The organism is Aquimarina sp. BL5, from assembly GCF_003443675.1.
In the GTDB taxonomy this organism is placed as follows: domain Bacteria; phylum Bacteroidota; class Bacteroidia; order Flavobacteriales; family Flavobacteriaceae; genus Aquimarina.
Genome location: NZ_CP031963.1, coordinates 3,485,941 through 3,505,728, shown reverse-complemented (window position 1 = coordinate 3,505,728; position 19,788 = coordinate 3,485,941). Strand labels below are relative to the sequence as shown.

The 19,788-nt window shown below is 31.2% G+C and carries 17 protein-coding genes and 1 tRNA gene; 8 read left to right on the top strand and 10 right to left on the bottom strand.

What is annotated here, in order from left to right:
* Positions 1 to 8: 8 nt before the first annotated feature.
* The 3 genes from D1818_RS14655 to D1818_RS14645 all read left to right on the top strand — a co-directional run bounded on the left by D1818_RS14655 (position 9) and on the right by D1818_RS14645 (position 4,001).
* Positions 9 to 1,838, top strand: a complete 1,830-nt coding sequence (locus D1818_RS14655) for a M1 family metallopeptidase (RefSeq protein ID WP_118459744.1) — start codon at positions 9 to 11, stop codon at positions 1,836 to 1,838.
* A gap of 113 nt (positions 1,839 to 1,951) precedes the next feature.
* Positions 1,952 to 2,332, top strand: coding sequence for a ribonuclease P protein component (gene rnpA, locus D1818_RS14650; protein WP_118459743.1), 381 nt, complete (start codon positions 1,952 to 1,954; stop codon positions 2,330 to 2,332).
* 46 nt (positions 2,333 to 2,378) lie between these two features.
* A complete protein-coding gene (locus tag D1818_RS14645) occupies positions 2,379 to 4,001 on the top strand; it encodes a S41 family peptidase (RefSeq protein ID WP_233558486.1) in 1,623 nt (540 codons plus the stop codon).
* Between the two features lie 52 nt (positions 4,002 to 4,053).
* On the opposite strand, the gene D1818_RS14640 is transcribed toward D1818_RS14645, so the two are convergent.
* The 4 genes from D1818_RS14640 to D1818_RS14625 all read right to left on the bottom strand — a co-directional run bounded on the left by D1818_RS14640 (position 4,054) and on the right by D1818_RS14625 (position 6,682).
* Positions 4,054 to 4,494 (bottom strand): GNAT family N-acetyltransferase, encoded by a 441-nt coding sequence (locus tag D1818_RS14640; protein WP_118463766.1) that lies wholly within the window; start codon positions 4,492 to 4,494, stop codon positions 4,054 to 4,056.
* Between the two features lie 9 nt (positions 4,495 to 4,503).
* On the bottom strand, positions 4,504 to 5,424 hold the full coding sequence (locus tag D1818_RS14635; protein WP_118459741.1) for a cation diffusion facilitator family transporter: 921 nt from the start codon (positions 5,422 to 5,424) through the stop codon (positions 4,504 to 4,506).
* 12 nt (positions 5,425 to 5,436) lie between these two features.
* Positions 5,437 to 5,868, bottom strand: coding sequence for a ribose 5-phosphate isomerase B (gene rpiB, locus D1818_RS14630; protein ID WP_118459740.1), 432 nt, complete (start codon positions 5,866 to 5,868; stop codon positions 5,437 to 5,439).
* A 574-nt stretch (positions 5,869 to 6,442) separates the two neighbouring features.
* Positions 6,443 to 6,682, bottom strand: coding sequence for a DUF2007 domain-containing protein (locus tag D1818_RS14625; RefSeq protein WP_118459739.1), 240 nt, complete (start codon positions 6,680 to 6,682; stop codon positions 6,443 to 6,445).
* A gap of 471 nt (positions 6,683 to 7,153) precedes the next feature.
* On the opposite strand from D1818_RS14625, the gene rnr reads away from it, so the two are divergent.
* The 3 genes from rnr (at position 7,154) to D1818_RS14605 (ending at position 10,829) form a co-directional block, all read left to right on the top strand.
* Positions 7,154 to 9,352, top strand: coding sequence for a ribonuclease R (gene rnr / locus D1818_RS14615; RefSeq protein WP_118459737.1), 2,199 nt, complete (start codon positions 7,154 to 7,156; stop codon positions 9,350 to 9,352).
* Between the two features lie 66 nt (positions 9,353 to 9,418).
* A complete protein-coding gene (locus D1818_RS14610; protein WP_118459736.1) occupies positions 9,419 to 10,093 on the top strand; it encodes a head GIN domain-containing protein in 675 nt (224 codons plus the stop codon).
* A gap of 40 nt (positions 10,094 to 10,133) precedes the next feature.
* The gene (locus D1818_RS14605; RefSeq protein WP_118459735.1) at positions 10,134 to 10,829 is read left to right on the top strand and encodes a LysE family translocator; all 696 of its coding nucleotides are present in this window, start codon (positions 10,134 to 10,136) and stop codon (positions 10,827 to 10,829) included.
* A 36-nt stretch (positions 10,830 to 10,865) separates the two neighbouring features.
* On the opposite strand, the gene D1818_RS14600 is transcribed toward D1818_RS14605, so the two are convergent.
* Both D1818_RS14600 and folB read right to left on the bottom strand, forming a co-directional pair.
* Positions 10,866 to 10,936, bottom strand: a tRNA-Cys gene (locus tag D1818_RS14600).
* 53 nt (positions 10,937 to 10,989) lie between these two features.
* The gene (gene folB, locus D1818_RS14595) at positions 10,990 to 11,346 is read right to left on the bottom strand and encodes a dihydroneopterin aldolase (protein ID WP_118459734.1); all 357 of its coding nucleotides are present in this window, start codon (positions 11,344 to 11,346) and stop codon (positions 10,990 to 10,992) included.
* A gap of 152 nt (positions 11,347 to 11,498) precedes the next feature.
* Between folB and D1818_RS14590 the strand changes: the two genes are divergently transcribed.
* Both D1818_RS14590 and D1818_RS14585 read left to right on the top strand, forming a co-directional pair.
* Positions 11,499 to 13,544: a glutamine--tRNA ligase/YqeY domain fusion protein gene (locus D1818_RS14590; protein ID WP_118459733.1), complete on the top strand. Its 2,046-nt coding sequence runs from the start codon at positions 11,499 to 11,501 to the stop codon at positions 13,542 to 13,544.
* A 13-nt stretch (positions 13,545 to 13,557) separates the two neighbouring features.
* Positions 13,558 to 15,063, top strand: coding sequence for a phosphoethanolamine transferase (locus tag D1818_RS14585; protein WP_118459732.1), 1,506 nt, complete (start codon positions 13,558 to 13,560; stop codon positions 15,061 to 15,063).
* Between the two features lie 9 nt (positions 15,064 to 15,072).
* On the opposite strand, the gene D1818_RS14580 is transcribed toward D1818_RS14585, so the two are convergent.
* From D1818_RS14580 to D1818_RS14565, 4 genes are all read right to left on the bottom strand, one after another.
* On the bottom strand, positions 15,073 to 15,582 hold the full coding sequence (locus D1818_RS14580) for a hypothetical protein (RefSeq protein ID WP_118459731.1): 510 nt from the start codon (positions 15,580 to 15,582) through the stop codon (positions 15,073 to 15,075).
* 284 nt (positions 15,583 to 15,866) lie between these two features.
* The gene (locus D1818_RS14575; RefSeq protein ID WP_118459730.1) at positions 15,867 to 16,811 is read right to left on the bottom strand and encodes an SPFH domain-containing protein; all 945 of its coding nucleotides are present in this window, start codon (positions 16,809 to 16,811) and stop codon (positions 15,867 to 15,869) included.
* A 268-nt stretch (positions 16,812 to 17,079) separates the two neighbouring features.
* A complete protein-coding gene (gltX, locus tag D1818_RS14570) occupies positions 17,080 to 18,591 on the bottom strand; it encodes a glutamate--tRNA ligase (RefSeq protein ID WP_118459729.1) in 1,512 nt (503 codons plus the stop codon).
* A 118-nt stretch (positions 18,592 to 18,709) separates the two neighbouring features.
* Complete coding sequence (locus tag D1818_RS14565; RefSeq protein WP_118459728.1) at positions 18,710 to 19,747, bottom strand: alkane 1-monooxygenase; 1,038 nt, start codon at positions 19,745 to 19,747, stop codon at positions 18,710 to 18,712.
* Positions 19,748 to 19,788 lie beyond the last annotated feature (41 nt).

The following is a 19,788-nucleotide window of genomic DNA, read 5'->3' as shown; positions in this document are numbered from 1 at the left end:
AACAAGTTATGTTTAAAATAATCTCAATTGGATTTTTGCTATCAGTTTTAGGTGTTTCGGCACAAAATAATACAGGCTATTGGCAACAACACGTTGATTACAAAATGAACGTGGATATGAATGTGGAAAACTTTAAGTACACAGGAAAGCAAGAACTAATTTACACAAACAATTCTCCTGATTCCTTATATCAAGTTTTCTATCACTTATATTTTAATGCATTTCAGCCAGGAAGCGAAATGGATGTACGTTCTAGAAACATTGCGGATCCGGATCCCAGAGTAATGGACAGAATCAGTAAACTTACTCCAGAAGAAATAGGATACTTAAAAGTTTCTAGCTTAACACAAAATGGAACAAAAGTAAAATATGAAGTCGCTGGTACTGTGTTAGAAGTACAATTAAACAAACCTATTGCACCAGGAGAAAAAGTAACTTTTTCTATGGATTTTGATGGACAGGTTCCCAATCAGATACGTCGTTCAGGACGTAATAGCAGTGAGAATGTAGCATTGTCAATGACGCAGTGGTATCCTAAAATGGCAGAATATGATTTCGAAGGTTGGCATGCTGACCCATATATTGCTCGAGAGTTTCATGGTGTTTGGGGAAACTTCGATGTAACCATAAACATTGATAAAAAATATATTTTAGGAGGATCAGGTTATTTACAGAATCCGCAGGAAATAGGATATGGGTATGAAAAACCAGGAACAAAAGTGAAACAGAAAGGAAAAAAACTTTCTTGGCACTTTATAGCTCCTAACGTGCATGACTTTACCTGGGCAGCAGATCCAGAATATATACACGATGTAGTTCAAGTTCCTGATGGACCAGTACTTCATTTCTTATATAAAAACAAAAAAGAATACCTAGAAAACTGGAAAAAACTACAGCCTAAATCTGTAGACCTAATGAAATATTTCAGTACAACAATTGGAAAATACCCATATGACCAATATTCGATTATCCAAGGAGGAGATGGTGGAATGGAATACGCAATGTGTACTTTAATTACAGGAGAAAGAAGTTATGGAAGCCTCGTAGGAGTTACAGCACACGAAATGGCACACGCTTGGTTTCAACACATATTAGCTACAAATGAAGCAAAGCATGAATGGATGGATGAAGGTTTTACAAGTTACATTTCTACATTAGCAATGGACAAAGTAATGGAACAAAATAAAACCAATCCTATGTCAGGAATGTACCAAGGATATTTTCAACTTGCTACTTCTGGGATAGAACAACCGCAATCTACACATGCGGATCGTTATACAAGAAACGGAGCTTATGGAGCTACTGCATATGCAAAAGGAGCTGTTTTTATGGCACAACTTGGTTATGTTATAGGAGAAGAAAATTTATCAAAAACAATCAAACGATACTACGATGAATGGAAATTTAAACATCCTACACCTAATGACTTTAAACGTATAGCAGAAAAAGTGTCTGGTATACAACTAGATTGGTATCTAACGGATTGGACTCAAACGACAAATACTGTTGACTACGGGATAAAAGATGTTTCAGAAAAAGAAAATAAAACTTCTGTCACGCTAGAACGTATCGGACTTATGCCAATGCCTCTAGATGTATATGTAGAGTATACAGATGGAACCAAAGAATCTTTTTACATTCCTCTAAGAATGATGAGAAAAGAAAAAGAGAATCCATTCCCGAAGATGAAACGTACCCTTTTAGCTGATTGGACCTGGACTAACCCATCCTATTCATTAGATATTTCTAAGTCTAAATCTAGTATAAAATCAATAGAAATTGATATAACTAAACAGATGGCAGATGTAAACAGTGCCAATAATAATTTCTCTCAATAGTAAATAGTATTGATTTTTAGAATAATTCAGAAAACCAGAATTGAAATACTTCGATTCTGGTTTTTCTTTTTAAGAATATCTTATACCAAATCTTATTGTATTTTTACCCAAACATGAAAGCAACTTTTGGCACAAATGAAAGACTGAAAAGTAAAAAGGAAATAGAGCTTCTTTTTTCAGAGGGGAAATCTATTGCCAAATATCCTATACGACTTATTTACAGAAAAACTACCTTAGAAAAAGAAGTTCAGATTCAAGCAGGAGTTTCAGTAAGTAAGCGTAATTTTAAAAAGGCTGTAGATCGCAATCGTATAAAACGTTTATTGCGCGAAAGTTATAGAAAAAATAAGTATATTGTAGGCAACAACACTACTCATCAATTTGCTTTTATGTTCTTATATACTGGTAAAGAAATGCCAGACCATATAATAATTGAATCTAAAATAAAAGAAATTATACAAAAGTTCATTGCGAAAGAAATTGAAACACCTTAGTTTTAAACATCTTGTTGCCTGATAAAAAATGAAAAAGATAAAACGTATGAAAAAGAGAGTCCTTTATCCTGCAGTTGCAGTTATTATTCTATTATCTACAGTAAGTTTTAAATCCGATTTTTTTGAAATCGCCAAACAGATTGAAATTTTTACTACCATGTTTAAAGAGTTAAACATGAATTATGTGGATGAGACGAATCCTGCAGAACTTATGGACACTGCTATTAAGGCTATGCTAGATGATTTAGATCCATATACTAAATATTGGAACGAACAAGATGTAGAAGCATCCAAAATTAGAAATGCCGGAGAATATACGGGTATTGGTGCTTCGGTTAAAACCGTTAAGGATAAAATAATCATTGTAGAACCTTATAAAGATTATCCTGCAGACAAAGCTGGTCTTAAGGCTGGAGATGAAATTATTAAGATTGGTGATGTAACTGTGTCAGATTTTGAAGAAGATGCAGGAGAGCTTCTTAAAGGAGCTAGTGGTACCAAAGTAGAAATTACTTACAAAAGGCAAGATCAAACAAAAACCACAATCCTAACCAGAGAAGAAATAGAAGTAAAAGCTGTTCCGTTTTCTACATTATTAGATGATAATACAGGATATATTGTACTATCTAAATTTAATAACAAAGCTTCGTCAGAAACTGTTGCTGCTTTAAAAGATCTAAAAGCTAAAGGAGCGGATAAAATTATTCTAGACCTAAGAGGAAATCCCGGAGGTTTACTTAGCGAAGCTATTAATGTCACCAACATATTCGTACCTAAAGGAGAACTTATTACCACAACCAAATCAGTTGTAAAAAAATATAATAAAGAGTATTTCACGAAAAAAACTCCTGTTGATACAGAGATTCCTTTAGTGGTGTTAGTAAATGGCAGAAGTGCTTCTGCTAGTGAAATTGTTGCCGGAAGTATTCAGGATTTAGATAGAGGTGTTGTGATTGGCGCTAGAAGTTTTGGTAAAGGGCTAGTGCAACGCCCTAAAAAACTTACTTATGGGACACAGCTAAAAATAACAATATCTCGCTATTATACGCCAAGTGGAAGGTGTATACAAGCGCTGGATTATTGGAATCGGGATGAAAATAATAAAGCTGTTCGCATAAGTGAAAAAGATTTTAAAGCTTTTAAAACAAAAAAAGGAAGAACTGTATATGATGGAGGAGGAATTCAACCAGATATCGAAATGGAAACTTCAAAATTTAGTAATATAACCACTTCTCTACTTCAATCAGATGCTATATTTGATTACGGAACAAGATATTATTATGCTCATCCAAACGATAATATCGCCAATTTCAAGTTTACTGATAAAGACTACGAAGATTTTAAAAAATTTGTAAAACAAAGCGGTTTCGACTATGAAACTGCCACAGAGAAGTCTCTTAAAAAATCCTTAGAAGTAGCTAAAAGAGATAAGCTTGATGAAGATATTTCTGAGAGTTATAATGCTTTATTAGCATCTATCAAAACTTCTAAAGAAAAAGGATTGGATACATACAAAACGGAAATTGCAAATTTACTTACGGATGAGATAGTAAAGCGCTATTCATATAGAGAAGGTCTATATAATTACTACATAAACCATAATCCAGAAATTGAAAAGAGTAAAGAGATTTTAGGAAACAAAGCCCAATATGATAAAATCTTAAAATAATTAAGGTTCTATATATGAAAACCATCCGCGACGGCGGATGGTTTTTTTGTTATTAAGACCTAATCATTGCTATGTGTGGAATACCATCTTCCAGATATTCTTCTCCTATTTGTTTAAATCCGTGTTTTTTATAAAATTTCTCAAGATAACATTGCGCTGATATTTTGATCTGATCTGTTTGGAATTCTTCTTGTATCCCTTCAATACTTTTCTTTATCAGATTATGTCCGTAGCCATATTTTCTGGCATTTTCTGATACTACTACTCTACCAATACTGGCATTTTCAAAATAATCCCCAGTATTAAATATTCTTGTATAAGCTACAACTTCATCATTTTTGTATCCTATCACATGAAGGGCTTTTTGATCTTTATTATCAATATCTTGATAAACGCAATCTTGTTCTACCACAAAAACTTCAGCACGTAAGCGCAAAATTTTATACAGCTCTATAAGCTCTAACTCGTCAAAACGCTTAATTCTAAATTCAATATCCATATATCAGTCTTGTACGATAATATCTTTACTATCATTTTTGTTATACTCCGGTTGTAAAGTAACATGGTTTATACCAAATTTATCATATAATACATTTTCTATCATATGAAGTATTTCTCCGAATCTGGACACCTGAATATCATTATCAAAATCTATATGTGCCTCTAGATGTGTTTCTTCTTCATTAAGCTGCCATACGTGTACGTGATGAATACTTTTAACTTCTGGTAAATTATTCACAACTTTTACAATCTCTTTTACAGCAATTTTTTCTGGAGTAAATAACATTAATATTTTAAAAGACGATTTTAATAAATCATATCCAACAACAATCAAATAAATAGCGATAATAAAAGTAAGGAGGCTATCTATCCAAAATATTTGATAAAATTTCATTAATAACCCTCCTAACAAAACTGCAACTGACGCCATCATATCAGTAATAAGGTGTAAATATGCAGATCTCATATTCATATTCACCTTACTATCTTTTTTTAACAACAAAACACTTATACCATTACCTACAATAGCCACAGAAGATAATATAATGACCGTCTGAGTTGTAATTTCTTGTGGGTTTTGCAGTCTCTCTATCGCTTCTACAACCAAAAAAATAGCCACAACAATAAGCGTAGAGGCATTTATAAAAGCAGCCATTATTTCTGCTCTTTTAAATCCAAAAGTTCTTTGAATAGATGCTTCCTTTTTTGCTAATCTATTGGCAAAAAAACTAACAATCAAAGAAAGTACATCACTAAAATTATGAAGTGCATCTGATAGTAAAGAAAGACTTCCTGAAACTATACCACCTATAACCTGTGCAACCGTAATTACAATGTTTAATAAAATAGAAACTAATAAGTTACGCCCTCTTAATTTTGGATGTGAATGTGTATGATGGTTATGAGCGTGCGTTTTTACCATGTATACTCTTAATTAACACATAGAGATCTTATTTACTCTATTCTGATGTCTTCCTCCTTCGAATTCTGTTTCTAAAAAAGTTTTGACCATTTCAATAGCTTGTGGTAAGGATGTAAACCTTGCCGGAATACTTATAATATTAGCATTATTATGTTGTCTAGTTAATTCAGTTATTTCTTTTGTCCAACATAAACCAGCACGAACATTTTTATATTTATTTGCTGTCATTGAAACACCGTTTCCACTACCACAAATAAGTATTCCAAAATCTACATTATTAGTATCTACATCTTTTGCTACAGGATGAACAAAATCCGGATAATCTACACTGCTATTTTCATCCGTACCATAATTTATAACCTCTATTCCTTGAGTTTTTAAATATGTTATTATTCCAAATTTGTATTCGGTTCCCGCGTGATCATTTCCAATAGCTATTTTCACAACTTTTTAGTTTTTAAATTATTTAGAGATTAAGATTTTTTGTTGAAAGCAAAGATACTTTAAACAAAAAAAGTAAGGTTCAAAAAATCAATAAATTAACCCAATATTACCTTAATGTTAATAACCCCTTACCTCCTGTTAACATTACATGTGTATAAATAGTTCCTAAAATTGAGAAACTTTTTTTGGTGATTCTAAATATTATTTCAATACACGATTACTAATCACATATCAAAATTTATTACCACCTTTTTCTAGTTAAGTTTTTAAACAATAAATTGTCATTATTAACTATGGTTTTACCATAAAACTATTAATAAAAACTTGTGTTTATAAAATATGAACAGTTGTTAATTAAAATTCATTTTTATAACATTTTCAATTGATTACCCTATTCATATGTTGTTGATATATATTTGAAAAATCAAACTAACTCAATAACCAAATAAAATTTAATAAAGTTATACCGCTATCAACACTACATTATAATCATCATTTTTATTTTTTAATTTTAAAGAAAAGAAAAGTATATATATAATATATGTTGAAAACTATAAAAAGATAGTTTATTAGATTATATAATTCTAAGGTGTGAATTCGTGTTAAGATCATCTATGATTTCTTGCACTTTTATTTGATCCTTTCGATGAATTTTAAGATTTATACCGCCTAGAGCGTTTGAGTAAAAAGGAAAGACCCCGATCATTGTTTCGTTCTCAAAAAAATAAGAAATTCCTTCTCTTTCCAAAAGAAGTCGTAATATTGCATAATCGTTTGGATACGTAAAGGTTGCAATTGTAATAAAATCTTTCATAGAAATAATCCAGATAATAGATTATCTAAATATACAAATTATATAAAAAAGAGTTAATTAATTTGTGTAGCTTCCTTATCAGAGTGTATAGCACCATTTATTTCTGATTTCTCATTGGTATCTGTTTTCTGATCCATTGTATTTCCAATATAAAGCGTAGAATAATATATACCTAATAAAAATATTAGTGTAAATAGAAATATAATTTTATGAATTTTTTTGATTTTAGGTATCATATACTTAGTAGCAAACGAACAAATAACGATCTTGGTATTTTAAAATTAAGTAAATTTTAAGAAAAATAAGAAGATTTGTTGATAATAGTTATTTGTAATGTATTGATTTACAGATAATATATTTTTTTAACTATAAACAATAATAAAATTTAATATTTAATAAAAGTTTATACAGAAAACAACTTATGTTAAAAGATAAGCTGTAATTTTATATTAGATTATTTAAAAGACATTAATGAAAAGAAAAAGAAGAAGAGGAAAAAAGTCTCCGAAAATAGAAAATATCACCCAAGGAATACTCAAAATACTTAAATCAGAACCAAACCAATCTTTTAACTATAAACAAATTGCTGCTAAGTTTGGTGTAGACGACCCTAGTAGTCGGAATCAGATAATTAAGAAATTATCACAGCTTGCAGCAAAAAAAGAAATAGAAGAGATAGGTAGAGGAAAATTTAAAATTGTACCTAATATTAATACATATTCTGGAAGATTGGATATTACATCTAAAGGTTCTGGATACGTGATAGTTACCGATCTGGAAGATGACATTTTTATACCAAATAATAATCTTAATAAAGCGCTACATGGAGATGAAGTTGAAGTATATGTATACAAACGTAAGCGCAGAGGTAAGAGTGAGGGAGAGATCACAAGAATTATTTCTAGAAAGAAAGAGGAGTTTGTAGGAGTAATCGAAATACAGAAGAATTATGCATTTGTAAATATGCAGGACGGTAAGATGTATACAGATATTTTCGTTCCGAAAAATAAAATAAAAGATGCAGAAGATGGTGATAAGGTATTGGTCAAACTAGAAGATTGGCCTGAAAAAGCAGATTCCCCATTCGGAAAAGTGATAAAAGTTCTTGGTAAACCAGGAGAGCATAATACAGAAATTCATTCCATATTAGCACAATACGGTTTACCATACGAATTTCCGGTAGAAGTAGAAACGTATGCAAATGAAATAGATACTTCTATTCAGGAATCAGAGATTAAAAATCGTAGAGATATGCGCAAAACGCTAACCTTTACTATTGATCCAAAAGACGCTAAAGACTTTGATGATGCACTATCATTTGAGGTTTTAGAAAATGGTAATTATGAAATTGGAATTCATATTGCGGATGTATCACATTATGTAAAGCCAGGAACAATTCTGGATGAAGAAGCCTATGAAAGAGCAACTTCTGTGTATTTAGTAGATAGAGTAGTGCCTATGCTTCCAGAAGTTTTATCAAATAATGCTTGTTCTTTACGACCACACGAAGAAAAGTATACATTTTCTGCTGTTTTTGAACTAAATAACAAAGCTGAAATTAAAAACCAATGGTTTGGTAGGACAGTTACCTATTCTGATGCCCGTTTTGCTTATGAAGAAGCACAACATATCATAGAAACTAGGGAAAATACTATTCCTAATGAAATTTCTCTTACGGGAAAAGAGTATAAAGCAGATCAAAAAATAGCGGATGCAGTTCTGAAATTGGATGAACTAGCTAAGATTATGCGTGCGAAACGAATGGGTCAAGGTGCTATTTCTTTTGATAAAGTAGAAGTAAAATTTAATCTAAATGAAGAAAACAATCCGGTAGGAGTGTTTTTTAAGACTTCTAAGGATGCAAATAAGCTTATTGAAGAGTTTATGTTACTTGCTAATAAAAAGGTCGCAGAGTTCATTGGAAAGCAAAATCCAAAGAAAACATTTATATACAGAGTTCACGATGAACCTAATGACGAAAAGTTGGCAGCTTTACAAAACGTTATAGGACGATTTGGTTATAAACTGGATTTAAGAGATCGTAAGACTACGACTAATTCACTAAATGGATTATTAAGAGATGTTCAAGGAAAGAAAGAACAAAATCTTGTAGATACATTAGCCATTAGAAGTATGAGTAAAGCAGAATACACTACTCATAATATTGGACACTACGGACTAGCTTTTGATTATTATTCTCACTTTACTTCTCCTATACGAAGGTATCCGGATGTTATGGCACATCGTTTGCTACAACATTATTTGGATAGTGGAAAATCTGCCTCAGAAGAGGAATATGAAGAACGATGCAATCATAGTAGTTCTATGGAAAATCTGGCTGCAAGTGCAGAAAGAGATTCTATAAAATACATGCAGATTAAATTTATGAAGGATCATGAAGAGGAAGAATTCTTAGGAGTAATCTCTGGTGTAACAGAATGGGGTATTTACGTAGAGATTATTAGTAATAAATGCGAAGGAATGATCCGTCTTAAGGATATGAGTGATGATCATTATGTATTTGATCAGGACGAATATGCAGTGATTGGTCAAAATTCTAAAAAAGTATATCAGTTAGGGGATGAGGTATATGTAAAAGTAAAAAATGCAGATCTTATTAAAAGACATTTAGACTTTACTTTACTAGGTAGCAAACAAGAATTAGAATAAAGTACAGTAGCAATCGTTATTCAAAATATAAATCACACATTTATCAATTTTAAATTTATTTAGGAAATGAAAAAAGTAGTATTTCTTTCGTTAGTATTTGTTGTATCCATGCTGAATGCTCAAAAGGTTATAACAAAAAATGTAGGAGATTTTAATGAACTTAAAGTCTTTGATAAAATAGAAGTTAAACTTATCAATGGATCAGAAAATAAGGTAGAAATATCAGGTATTAGTAGAAAGGAAGTGGATGTAGTTATTAAAGATAATGTTCTAAAAATCAAAATGTCTTTAAGTAATACCTGGGATACCAATGATACCAATGTTACGGTGTATTATACAGATATTTCAAAATTAGATGTAAATGAAGGAGCTAAGATAATGGTGAAAGGTGTAGTAACGGCTTCAGAATTGGATCTAAGAGCACAAGAAGGTGGTGATATATATGCAGAAATAAAAACTGATAAATTATTAGCACGAGCTGTTAGCGGAGGAGGATTACATTTAGAAGGAAGCGCTGAAGAACAGGAAGTAACTGTTAAGGCTGGAGGACAATTTATTTCAGAAGACTTAAAAACAGTAAGAACACAAGTAAAGATTAGTGCCGGTGGTAGAGCAAATGTTAATGCTAGTGACTACGTAAAAGCTAATACAGCTGCAGGTGGTACTATAAGAATTTATGGAAACCCAAAAGAAGTTGATGGAAAAAAAGTATTTGGAGGTAAAATTATAGAGGTAAACTAAGTTCTATTTTCTAAATTTGTAAGAAACACGCTTAAATTCTATGTTTCAAGACGCTCAAGCAGCAATATTTTTAGGATTTATATTAGCCTTTTTGATTGGGCCAGTATTTTTTGTTTTGCTAGAAACTGCGGCTATAAAGGGATTTAGAGCAGCATTAGCCGTGGACTTGGGAGTTATATTTGCGGATATAGTGTTTATCTTAATTGCGTATTTCAGTACAAATCAAATTTTAGAAAAAATAAAAGATGATCCCGCCTTGTTTATTTTTGGTGGGATGTTATTAGCTACGTATGGTTCTATTTCTTTTATTAAAGAAAGAAAAAATTATAACAAACTAAGAGATACTTCTGTAGAGATTATAAATAAGCATAATTACTTTATGCTTTTTTTTAAAGGGTTTTTATTAAACTTTATAAATATTGGCGTTTTAGCTTTTTGGATTGGAATTATTGTAGTTGCAGGTCCTCAAATGGATATGGATACCAATAGAATTGTTCTATTTTTTGTGATGGTTCTTTGTACATATTTATTTATTGATATACTTAAAATGCTTTTAGCTAAACGTCTTAAAAGAAAATTAACTCCTAAACGCACATATATAATCAAAAGAGCGATTAGCATGATTATGGTAGTTTTTGGAGTTTTTCTGATTCTGAAAGGTGTTCTTCCTGATACTATGGAAAAGAAAATTCAGGATAAGATTGAAAAAATTAGACCAGATGCTAGTTTTAAATAAAAAAAGTCCTGTAATTTAATACAGGACTTTTTTTTGAGGTGTCGAGCGGATTCGAACCGCTGTAGATGGTGTTGCAGACCACTGCCTAGCCACTCGGCCACGACACCCTTTTTGTCTTCGAGGGCAAATGTAAAAAAATTTATGATTACTTCAGATTTATTTATCTTTTTTTACTTCTAGTAATTGTAACCATCTGTACATTTCCTCCAATTGGTGGGTTAATTTTAGAAACATCAACTGTTGCTTTATCTACCAAAGGTAACTCATCTAATATACGAGTTAAAATTCGTTCCGCAGCATGTTCAAGTAATTTAGAACGAATAGCCATTTCTTCTTTAACAATATGATTAAGATGCACATAATCAACAGTGTCAGCAAGATGATCAGAGTGAGCAGACGTATTAAGATTTGCTTTAATTTTTAAGTCAACCCTATAATCAGAACCAATTTTTTTTTCTTCTACCAGACACCCATGATAAGCATATATCTTGATGTTTTTAAGCGTAATTAATCCCACAAATTTTTTTTACAAAGGTAATAGAATCTTTAGTAAGAATTTACAGGAAAAGGACCCTTTTCTATATAAGTGATATAGTTATCAAACAGATATTATACAATTGTTGTGTATCATTAGAAATATTAGGTAGTTTTGTACTTTATTTTTTACCAATGACAGAAGAAAAAAAATCACTCAATTTTTTAGAGCATATTGTAGAAGAAGATTTGGCAAATGGAATGAATCCGGAGGATTTACGTTTTCGTTTTCCTCCAGAGCCTAATGGATATTTACATATTGGTCATACCAAGGCAATAGGTATTAGTTTTGGATTAGGTCTTACGTATAACGCACCGGTAAACCTGCGTTTTGATGATACAAATCCAGCAAAAGAAGAACAGGAGTATGTAGATGCCATTAAAGAAGATATTTCGTGGTTAGGATATCAATGGGATAAGGAGTGTTACTCTTCTGATTACTTTCAGCAATTATATGATTGGACAGTTGCGTTAATTAAAGAAGGAAAAGCATATGTAGATAGCCAATCTTCTGAAGAAATTGCCGAACAAAAAGGAACTACTACTGAACCCGGAGTGAATAGTCCTTACAGAGATAGATCTGTAGAAGAGAATCTTGATTTATTTCAGAGAATGAAAGCAGGTGAATTTGACGAAGGTGAACATGTAGTTAGAGCCAAGATTGATATGGAGGATCCTAACATGTTGATGCGTGATCCGTTGATGTATAGAATATTAAAAAAGTCCCATCATAGAACTGGTGATACGTGGTGTATATATCCTATGTACGATTGGACTCATGGGGAAAGTGACTATATAGAAAATATTTCTCATTCTTTATGTTCATTAGAATTTAAACCACATAGAAAGTTATATGATTGGTTTTTAGATCAAATTTATAGTGATAATATAAGACCAAAACAAAGAGAATTTGCACGTCTTAACCTAAGTTATACGATTATGAGTAAGCGTAAATTGCTTAGATTGGTTAACGACGGTATCGTGAAAGGTTGGGACGATCCTAGGATGCCAACTATTTCTGGTTTAAGAAGAAGAGGTTATACACCTGGATCAATAAGAAAATTCGTAGAAACCGTAGGTGTAGCGAAAAGAGAAAACGTTATTGATGTTTCATTATTAGAGTTTTGCGTTCGTGAAGATCTTAATAAAATAGCACCTAGAGTAATGTCAGTTTTAGATCCGGTAAAATTAGTAATTACTAATTATCCTGATGAAACAGAGGAGTGGTTAGAGGCAGAAAACAATCCAGAAGATGATACTGCTGGCTCTAGACAAGTTCCTTTTTCTAAAGAATTATACATTGAAAGAGAAGATTTTAAAGAAGATGCGGGACGTAAGTATTTTAGATTAACACTTGGTAAAGAAGTTCGTCTTAAAAATGCATATATTATCAAAGGAGAAAGTGTTGTAAAAGATAACGATGGTAATATTATAGAAATCCATTGTACATATGATTCTAAAAGTAGATCTGGTAGCGGTACTGAGGAATCCAAGCGTAATGTAAAAGGAACATTACATTGGGTATCTATAAAACACGCAATTCCTTCAGAAATAAGATTGTATGATCGTTTATTTAATGATGAGGCCCCAGATAGTCATAAAGAGAAAGATTTTATGGAATTCCTAAATCCTGATTCGCTAAAGGTGATTACAGGATATGTAGAACCTAGTCTTAAAGATGCAAAATTATTAGAACAATTTCAGTTTCAAAGATTAGGATATTTTAATGTGGATCCTGATAGTACATCTGATGCTTTGGTATTTAATAAAACAGTTGGTTTACGTGATACATGGGCTAAAGTTAAACCTGCTAAGAATACTCAATCTAATAATAGTAAACCACAGGAAAATAAGCAAAGAGAAGTACCAGCAATTGATGAAATTAAAAGAGCAGGGAAGAAGTATACTAATTTGCCAGAAGAGAAAAGAGAGGCTCTTAAAACAAAGATTTTAGAAGCTGCAAAGAAAGTAGAGATAGATGAACTAGTACCATTATACGGTACTGCTGCTAAAAAAATAGGAACACGAATTGTAATTACCTTAGCATTAGGAGTTGTTTTAGAAACAAAAGGTATACAACCAGATCAGTTAGCTAAGGATTTTATTGTAAAAGGAAAAGAAGATACTAATGAATTATTAAGTAAGGAAGCATCAGAGATAGCCTCTAAGTTTTCCATATAGTTGTTTTATAATAATGAAATTTAAAGAGCATAGAAAAGTGATTTATTTTCACTTGGTATTAAACGTAATTTTTGCTCTTTTTATTACATGTTCATCGTATTATCACATTCCTCTTAAGGGAGGAAAAGATGTTTTGGTTTATCTTATTCATTTGTGTATCATTCAATCCACATTTGCTGGGATATTATATATCATTTCATTGTTTAAAGTACTCTTTAAAGTAGTTTTTTCTTTATTATTTTTAGTACTAGGGTTTCTTTCGTTTTGGGTGTACAGTATAGATATTTCGGTTTCTTCTGCCTTAATACATGCATCATTAACAACGAAATCATACATTGCAAAAGATCTTATTAGTATACAATTAATTTGCTTCATACTTGTTTTGATCGGAGTTTTGTTTTTAGTTTTTAAGTATTACGATCAACTAGAAAAAAGACGGGGTTTCCTAGTTTTTCTTCCAATTAGTGTAGGACTGTTTTGTTTGTTTTTCTGGATGGATCAGGTAAGACTTAAAAGCTTTAGTACCAAACTTCCGTATTCATTTTTTTATAGCGTAGTGTCATATTGGGAAGAAGAAGAATTACCATTAAAAAGTATTAAAAAGACGGATGATATAAAAGAGGAAGATCTTAAAGTAGTTTTGGTTTTAGGAGAATCAGTAAGAGCGGATCATTTACAATTAAATGGATATTCGAGAGAAACAACACCAAAGCTATCTAATAGGGAGAATATTGTAAGTTTTGATAAGGTATATACTAATAAAACAAACACAGCACTAAGCTTACCACGAATATTAACAGATGAAGGTATTTATAGTGTTTCTCAGGACTCAATAATATCACTTTTTGATATGATAAACTCCAAAAATATTCCAACAAAATGGATTGGAAATCAACTTTTAGAAAGTTCATATAAATCTATTGTAGAGACGAATAATGAAGTGGTTATTGTTGATGAATTTAAATCATTTTGGAGTTTTAACAAGAAACAAGATCTTAGTTTAATTCCTCAATTTGAAGAGAAAATTTCTGAACATAATAACGGCTTGTTTACATTGCATATGATAGGAAGTCATTGGTGGTATGAGGATAAGTATACTGATGAATTCAGAAAATTCATACCAGTAGTAGACAGTAAATATATTCCTTCAATGACAAGTGATCAAATGATCAATTCATATGACAATACTATTTTGTATTTAGATAACTTTTTAGATACGATAATAAAGATTTTAGAGGGTCAAGATCAACCTATTCTAATGATATATATATCTGATCATGGTGAAGCACTTGGTGAGGATGGAAAATGGTTACATTCTCACTTTAAGAGTCTTACAAATCCAGGAATGATAGTATGGTATTCGGATTTATTCAAAAAGAAATATCTAAAAAAAGTAAATACACTAATAGAAAGAAAAGAAGAAAGCATCACTACAGATGTTATTTACCATTCAATTTTAGATATTTTCAATAGTAATAAATATGACGTGCAACAATCTATTTTTGATTGTAAAGAATAATATATAGTGTTAATTATCAGCTATTTGCTCATCTTGTGGAATTTCAATTTCTGTTTCGAAATTCTTAAAGATTTTCTGAGTTTCTGGATCATCTAATAGCTTATTAGATTCAATAAAATACCATTTTTCTTTTTTCTTGTCATAAAACCCGAACAATGAGCTTTTCAATGTAATGGCTCTGCCATTAAAATCCATTTTTATCGTGTTTTTTACAAGGCAACGGTATTCTTTTTTTTCTTTTTTGATTTCCGTTAATTTATTAATTTTTGAACTAACAATTTTTATTTTTTGAGCAGTCATGGTTTTAAAGACTTGATCAATATCATTTCTTAATTGCTCTTCTCCGTATTTTTTATAAATTTTAGGGTGTGTATATTCTAAAAGCGTATTAACATCTTTTTTCACAGAAGCTTCAGAAACGGATTTTGCATCTCTTATTGCTTGTTTTTTTAATTTATTAATATTTTGAGAAAAAATACTTCCTGAGACAAATAGAAATATAATTAGGTAATTTTTCATTTTAAGGGTTTTGTAGGGGGTTCTTTTTATTATAAAGAATACTTATTAATTAAATTTTGATATTGTTTTTACTTATTAAAAACAAGTTTATATTAAAGACTCTAAGAGAAAATAAAAGTTGCACAATATAATTGTATGACTTTATTATAAAAAAGCTCTTAAATCGATTTATTTTTCTTTTTTGGCAAAATTAGTAATTTGTAGATATAGATATTCGGAAAATTGGTAAAAAATAAAACCCGATCAGAAAATATGATCGGGTATTGTTTTTTTATAAATTAATTCTATGCATCTGGTTTCTTTCCACCAAGACCTTTTTTAGCATTTTGTTTTTTCATTTCTTCTCCTATTTGATTTGAAGCAGTAAATGAGGCGATCATATTATTTAACATATCACTACCAGCTTGCGGAGAGTTAGGTAATAGTATTAAATTACTATTGGTTTCTTCACCAATGGATTGTAAAGTGTCATAATGTTGGGTTACCACGATGAGGGCAGAAGCTTCTTGAGAATTGATCCCCACGTTATTTAGGACATCAACACTTTCTTCCAGACCTCTAGCGATTTCTCTTCTTTGATCTGCAATACCTTGACCCTGTAATCTTTTACTTTCAGCCTCTGCACGAGCTTTTGCTACAATTTTAATACGTTCTGCTTCTGCTTCGTATTCTGCAGCAACTTTTTCTCTTTCTGCTGCGTTAATTCTGTTCATAGCTTCTTTTACCTGAAGATCAGGATCAATATCAGTTACTAATGTTTTAATAATATCATAACCATAATTGACCATGGCTTCGTTAAGCTCTTGTTTTACAGCAATTGCGATATCATCTTTTCTTTCGAAAACATCATCCAGTTTCATTTTAGGAACCTCCGCACGTACTACATCAAATACGTATGATGTAATTTGATCATGTGGATTTTCTAATTTATAAAAGGCATCGTATACTTTTTCCTTAATTACTTGAAATTGTACGGAAATTTTTAAACGAACAAATACATCATCTTTAGTTTTTGTCTCCACAAGGACATCTAATTGTTGTATTTTAAGATTGATTCTACCTGCAATACGATCAAAGACAGGTATTTTAAAATGTAATCCAGAATTTCTTATACTTAAGAATTTGCCAAAACGTTCCACGATTGCAGAAGTCTGTTGTTTTACAGTAAATATTCCGGATACTAGAATTAAAAATCCTAGTATTATAATCGGTATGAAATATAGTCCCATTGTTTTTTATATTAAATGTTATTAGATGTAATGAATTTACTAATTAATTATAAATCATTGTGTTTTATTTTGGTATAGTTATCATTGGAGTTGACATTCCTAAACCGCTGGAAGTTCCGAAAGTTTCAGAAATGATTTCCCATAGTTAACAGTTTTTATAATACTTATTATATATGTATACATTTATATAAAAATGTTACAGGTATAAAAAATGTAACCCATTATCTTAGGTAGAATAATGGGTTATTTATTAGATATAAAAATAGTGTTATAGTTTTTTTATAATGGATTCAATCCTATTAATAGTTTGTTCTTTCCCAATAATTTCGATAATTTCAAAAATATCAGGACCCTGAAGTGATCCTACTAAAGCAATACGAAGAGGCATCATAATTTTTCCGAATCCAATTTCTTTTGATTTAATCCAATCCTTTACGATAGTAGAAACGTTTTCGGAAGTAAATTCTGTTATATCATCAATAATTTTGATTAACTCTTGCATAAGAGTAGGAGTGTCCTCTTTCCAGGCTTTCTTGGTTGCTTTCTGATCATATTCAGTAGGAGCTACAAAAAGAAACATACTAAGATCCCAAAGGTCTTTGGAAAAAACAGCTCTTTCTTTAACTAAATTAACAACTTCAGTAAGATCAAATGATGCAGAAATATTCTTATCAGACAGTATTTGTTTTAATTGTTCCACGTGTACGCTAACATTTGCTTGTTGAAAATGTTGTTGCTGGAACCACTTCGTTTTTTCTGGATCAAATTTGGCACCGGCTTTATTAACTCTTGCTAGATCAAACTCGTTAATTAATTCTGTTAACGAGAAGAGTTCCTGCTCGGTTCCGGGGTTCCAGCCTAGAAAAGCAAGCATATTAATAACCGCTTCAGGAAGGTATCCATCTTCACGATATCCTGATGCAATTTCATTAGTTTTTGGATCTTTCCATTGTAATGGAAAAACAGGAAATCCCATTTTGTCACCATCTCGTTTGCTTAATTTTCCTTTACCAACAGGTTTTAATATTAATGGTAAATGAGAGAAGCTAGGTGCTGTCCATCCTAATGATTTATAAAGTAAAACATGTAATGCTAATGAAGGTAACCATTCTTCTCCACGAATCACGTGAGTAATTTCCATTAAATGATCATCTACAATATTAGCCAAGTGATAGGTAGGCATGCCATCACTTTTAAATAGGATTTTATCATCTAATACATTGGTGTCTATTTTTATGTCTCCTCTTACTTCATCAATGAGATGCAACGTTTCATCTTGAGGACATTTAAAACGAATTACATATGGATCACCGGAATTAACTTTTTGTCGTACTTCATCATCGGAAATGGATAATGAGTTATTTAATTTTGTTCTATTATGCCAGTTATATATAAATGTCTTTCCTTGAGCTTCATGATCTTTTCTGTGAACATCAAGTTCTTCAGAGGTATCAAAAGCGTAATAAGCATGACCATTTTCTATTAGTTGATCAGCGTATTGTTTATATAAATGTTTTCTTTCACTCTGACGATAGGGTCCAAAACCTCCATCTTTCCCTGGTCCTTCATCGAATGGAATATTACACCAATTCAATGCTTCTATAATATAATCTTCGGCTCCGGGAACGTATCTGTTTTGATCAGTATCTTCAATTCTAAGAACAAAGGTTCCTTTATTTTTTTTTGTAAATAAGTAATTGAATAGGGCAGTTCTTACACCACCTATATGTAAAGGTCCTGTTGGACTTGGGGCAAATCTTACCCTTATATTTTTTGTCATGATCTTGTTTTTTTTAAACCCTACTAAAGGTTATAAAAGTCGCGACAAAGATACAATCTTAAATAAGTGATATAAAAAGATTTGTTTCAATAAATCTATAAATCATCATATAGCTAAATTACGGTTTCATTTCTTTTGGTACTCTTTTATTCATTAATAGAAACCAAAGAGGTGGAAACATAGATAAGACCATAGAGGTAGGATAACCAAATGGGAGCTGAGGGCTTTTTTGATGATGATCGAGAATCTGATATTTTTTAGAAGCCCTATAATGATGATCACTATGTCTGGTAAGTTCGAAAAGTAGAATACGTCCTAATAAATGGTTAGAATTCCAGGAATGGATTTCACGAACGCGTTCATATCTACCAGATTTGTTTTTCTTTCTCAATAATCCATAATGCTCGATGTAATTAATCGTTTCTAGTAATAAGAAACCAACAACTCCACAGGATACTGCAATTAGCATTCCTGTAATACTAAAAATGGAAAAGATAATACCTAGATAAACGGATGTAATAACAAGGTACCACAACATGTCATTTTTTACAGATATAAAGGATTGGTTGTTTTGTCTTAATAAGTTGGTCTGAATTTTCCAGGCACTTATGTACTGTCCAACAACGGAGCTAAACCAGAAAAAATAAAGAGGTTGATTATAACGGGCAGTTGCAGGGTCTTCATTGGTAGCAGCTTTTAGATGATGACCGAAATTATGTTCCACGTAAAAATGCATATACAAGGAGGGTAGAAGTAATGCCTTTGCAATAAATCGTTCTTTAGAAAAACGATGACCTAATTCATGACCCACATTAATTCCATTAGCCCCAAGAACGATACCAGTAGATATTATGATGCCTACGATTTCATGAGTTTCTAAGGTAAAGGACGATATGGTATATAGTGCATAAAATAGTATGCTATAAATAATAGGAAGGTTTATGTAAAGGAGCCAATCAAACAGCTTTCTTTTGGATTTAGACAAACGTGTGTCGTCGTCCAGATTTTCTTCGGAAGAAGGAGTAAATAACTCAATAATAGGAATAAAACCGAAAACATAAATAGGAGTTAAATATGTATATACACCTTGTAACCATATACTTAGTAAAGCAACTACGGGAATTGAATATGCTGAGATATATTTTAAATCTTTCATAAGGGCTTAAATACTAGGAATTTGAATTATAATAAATATAA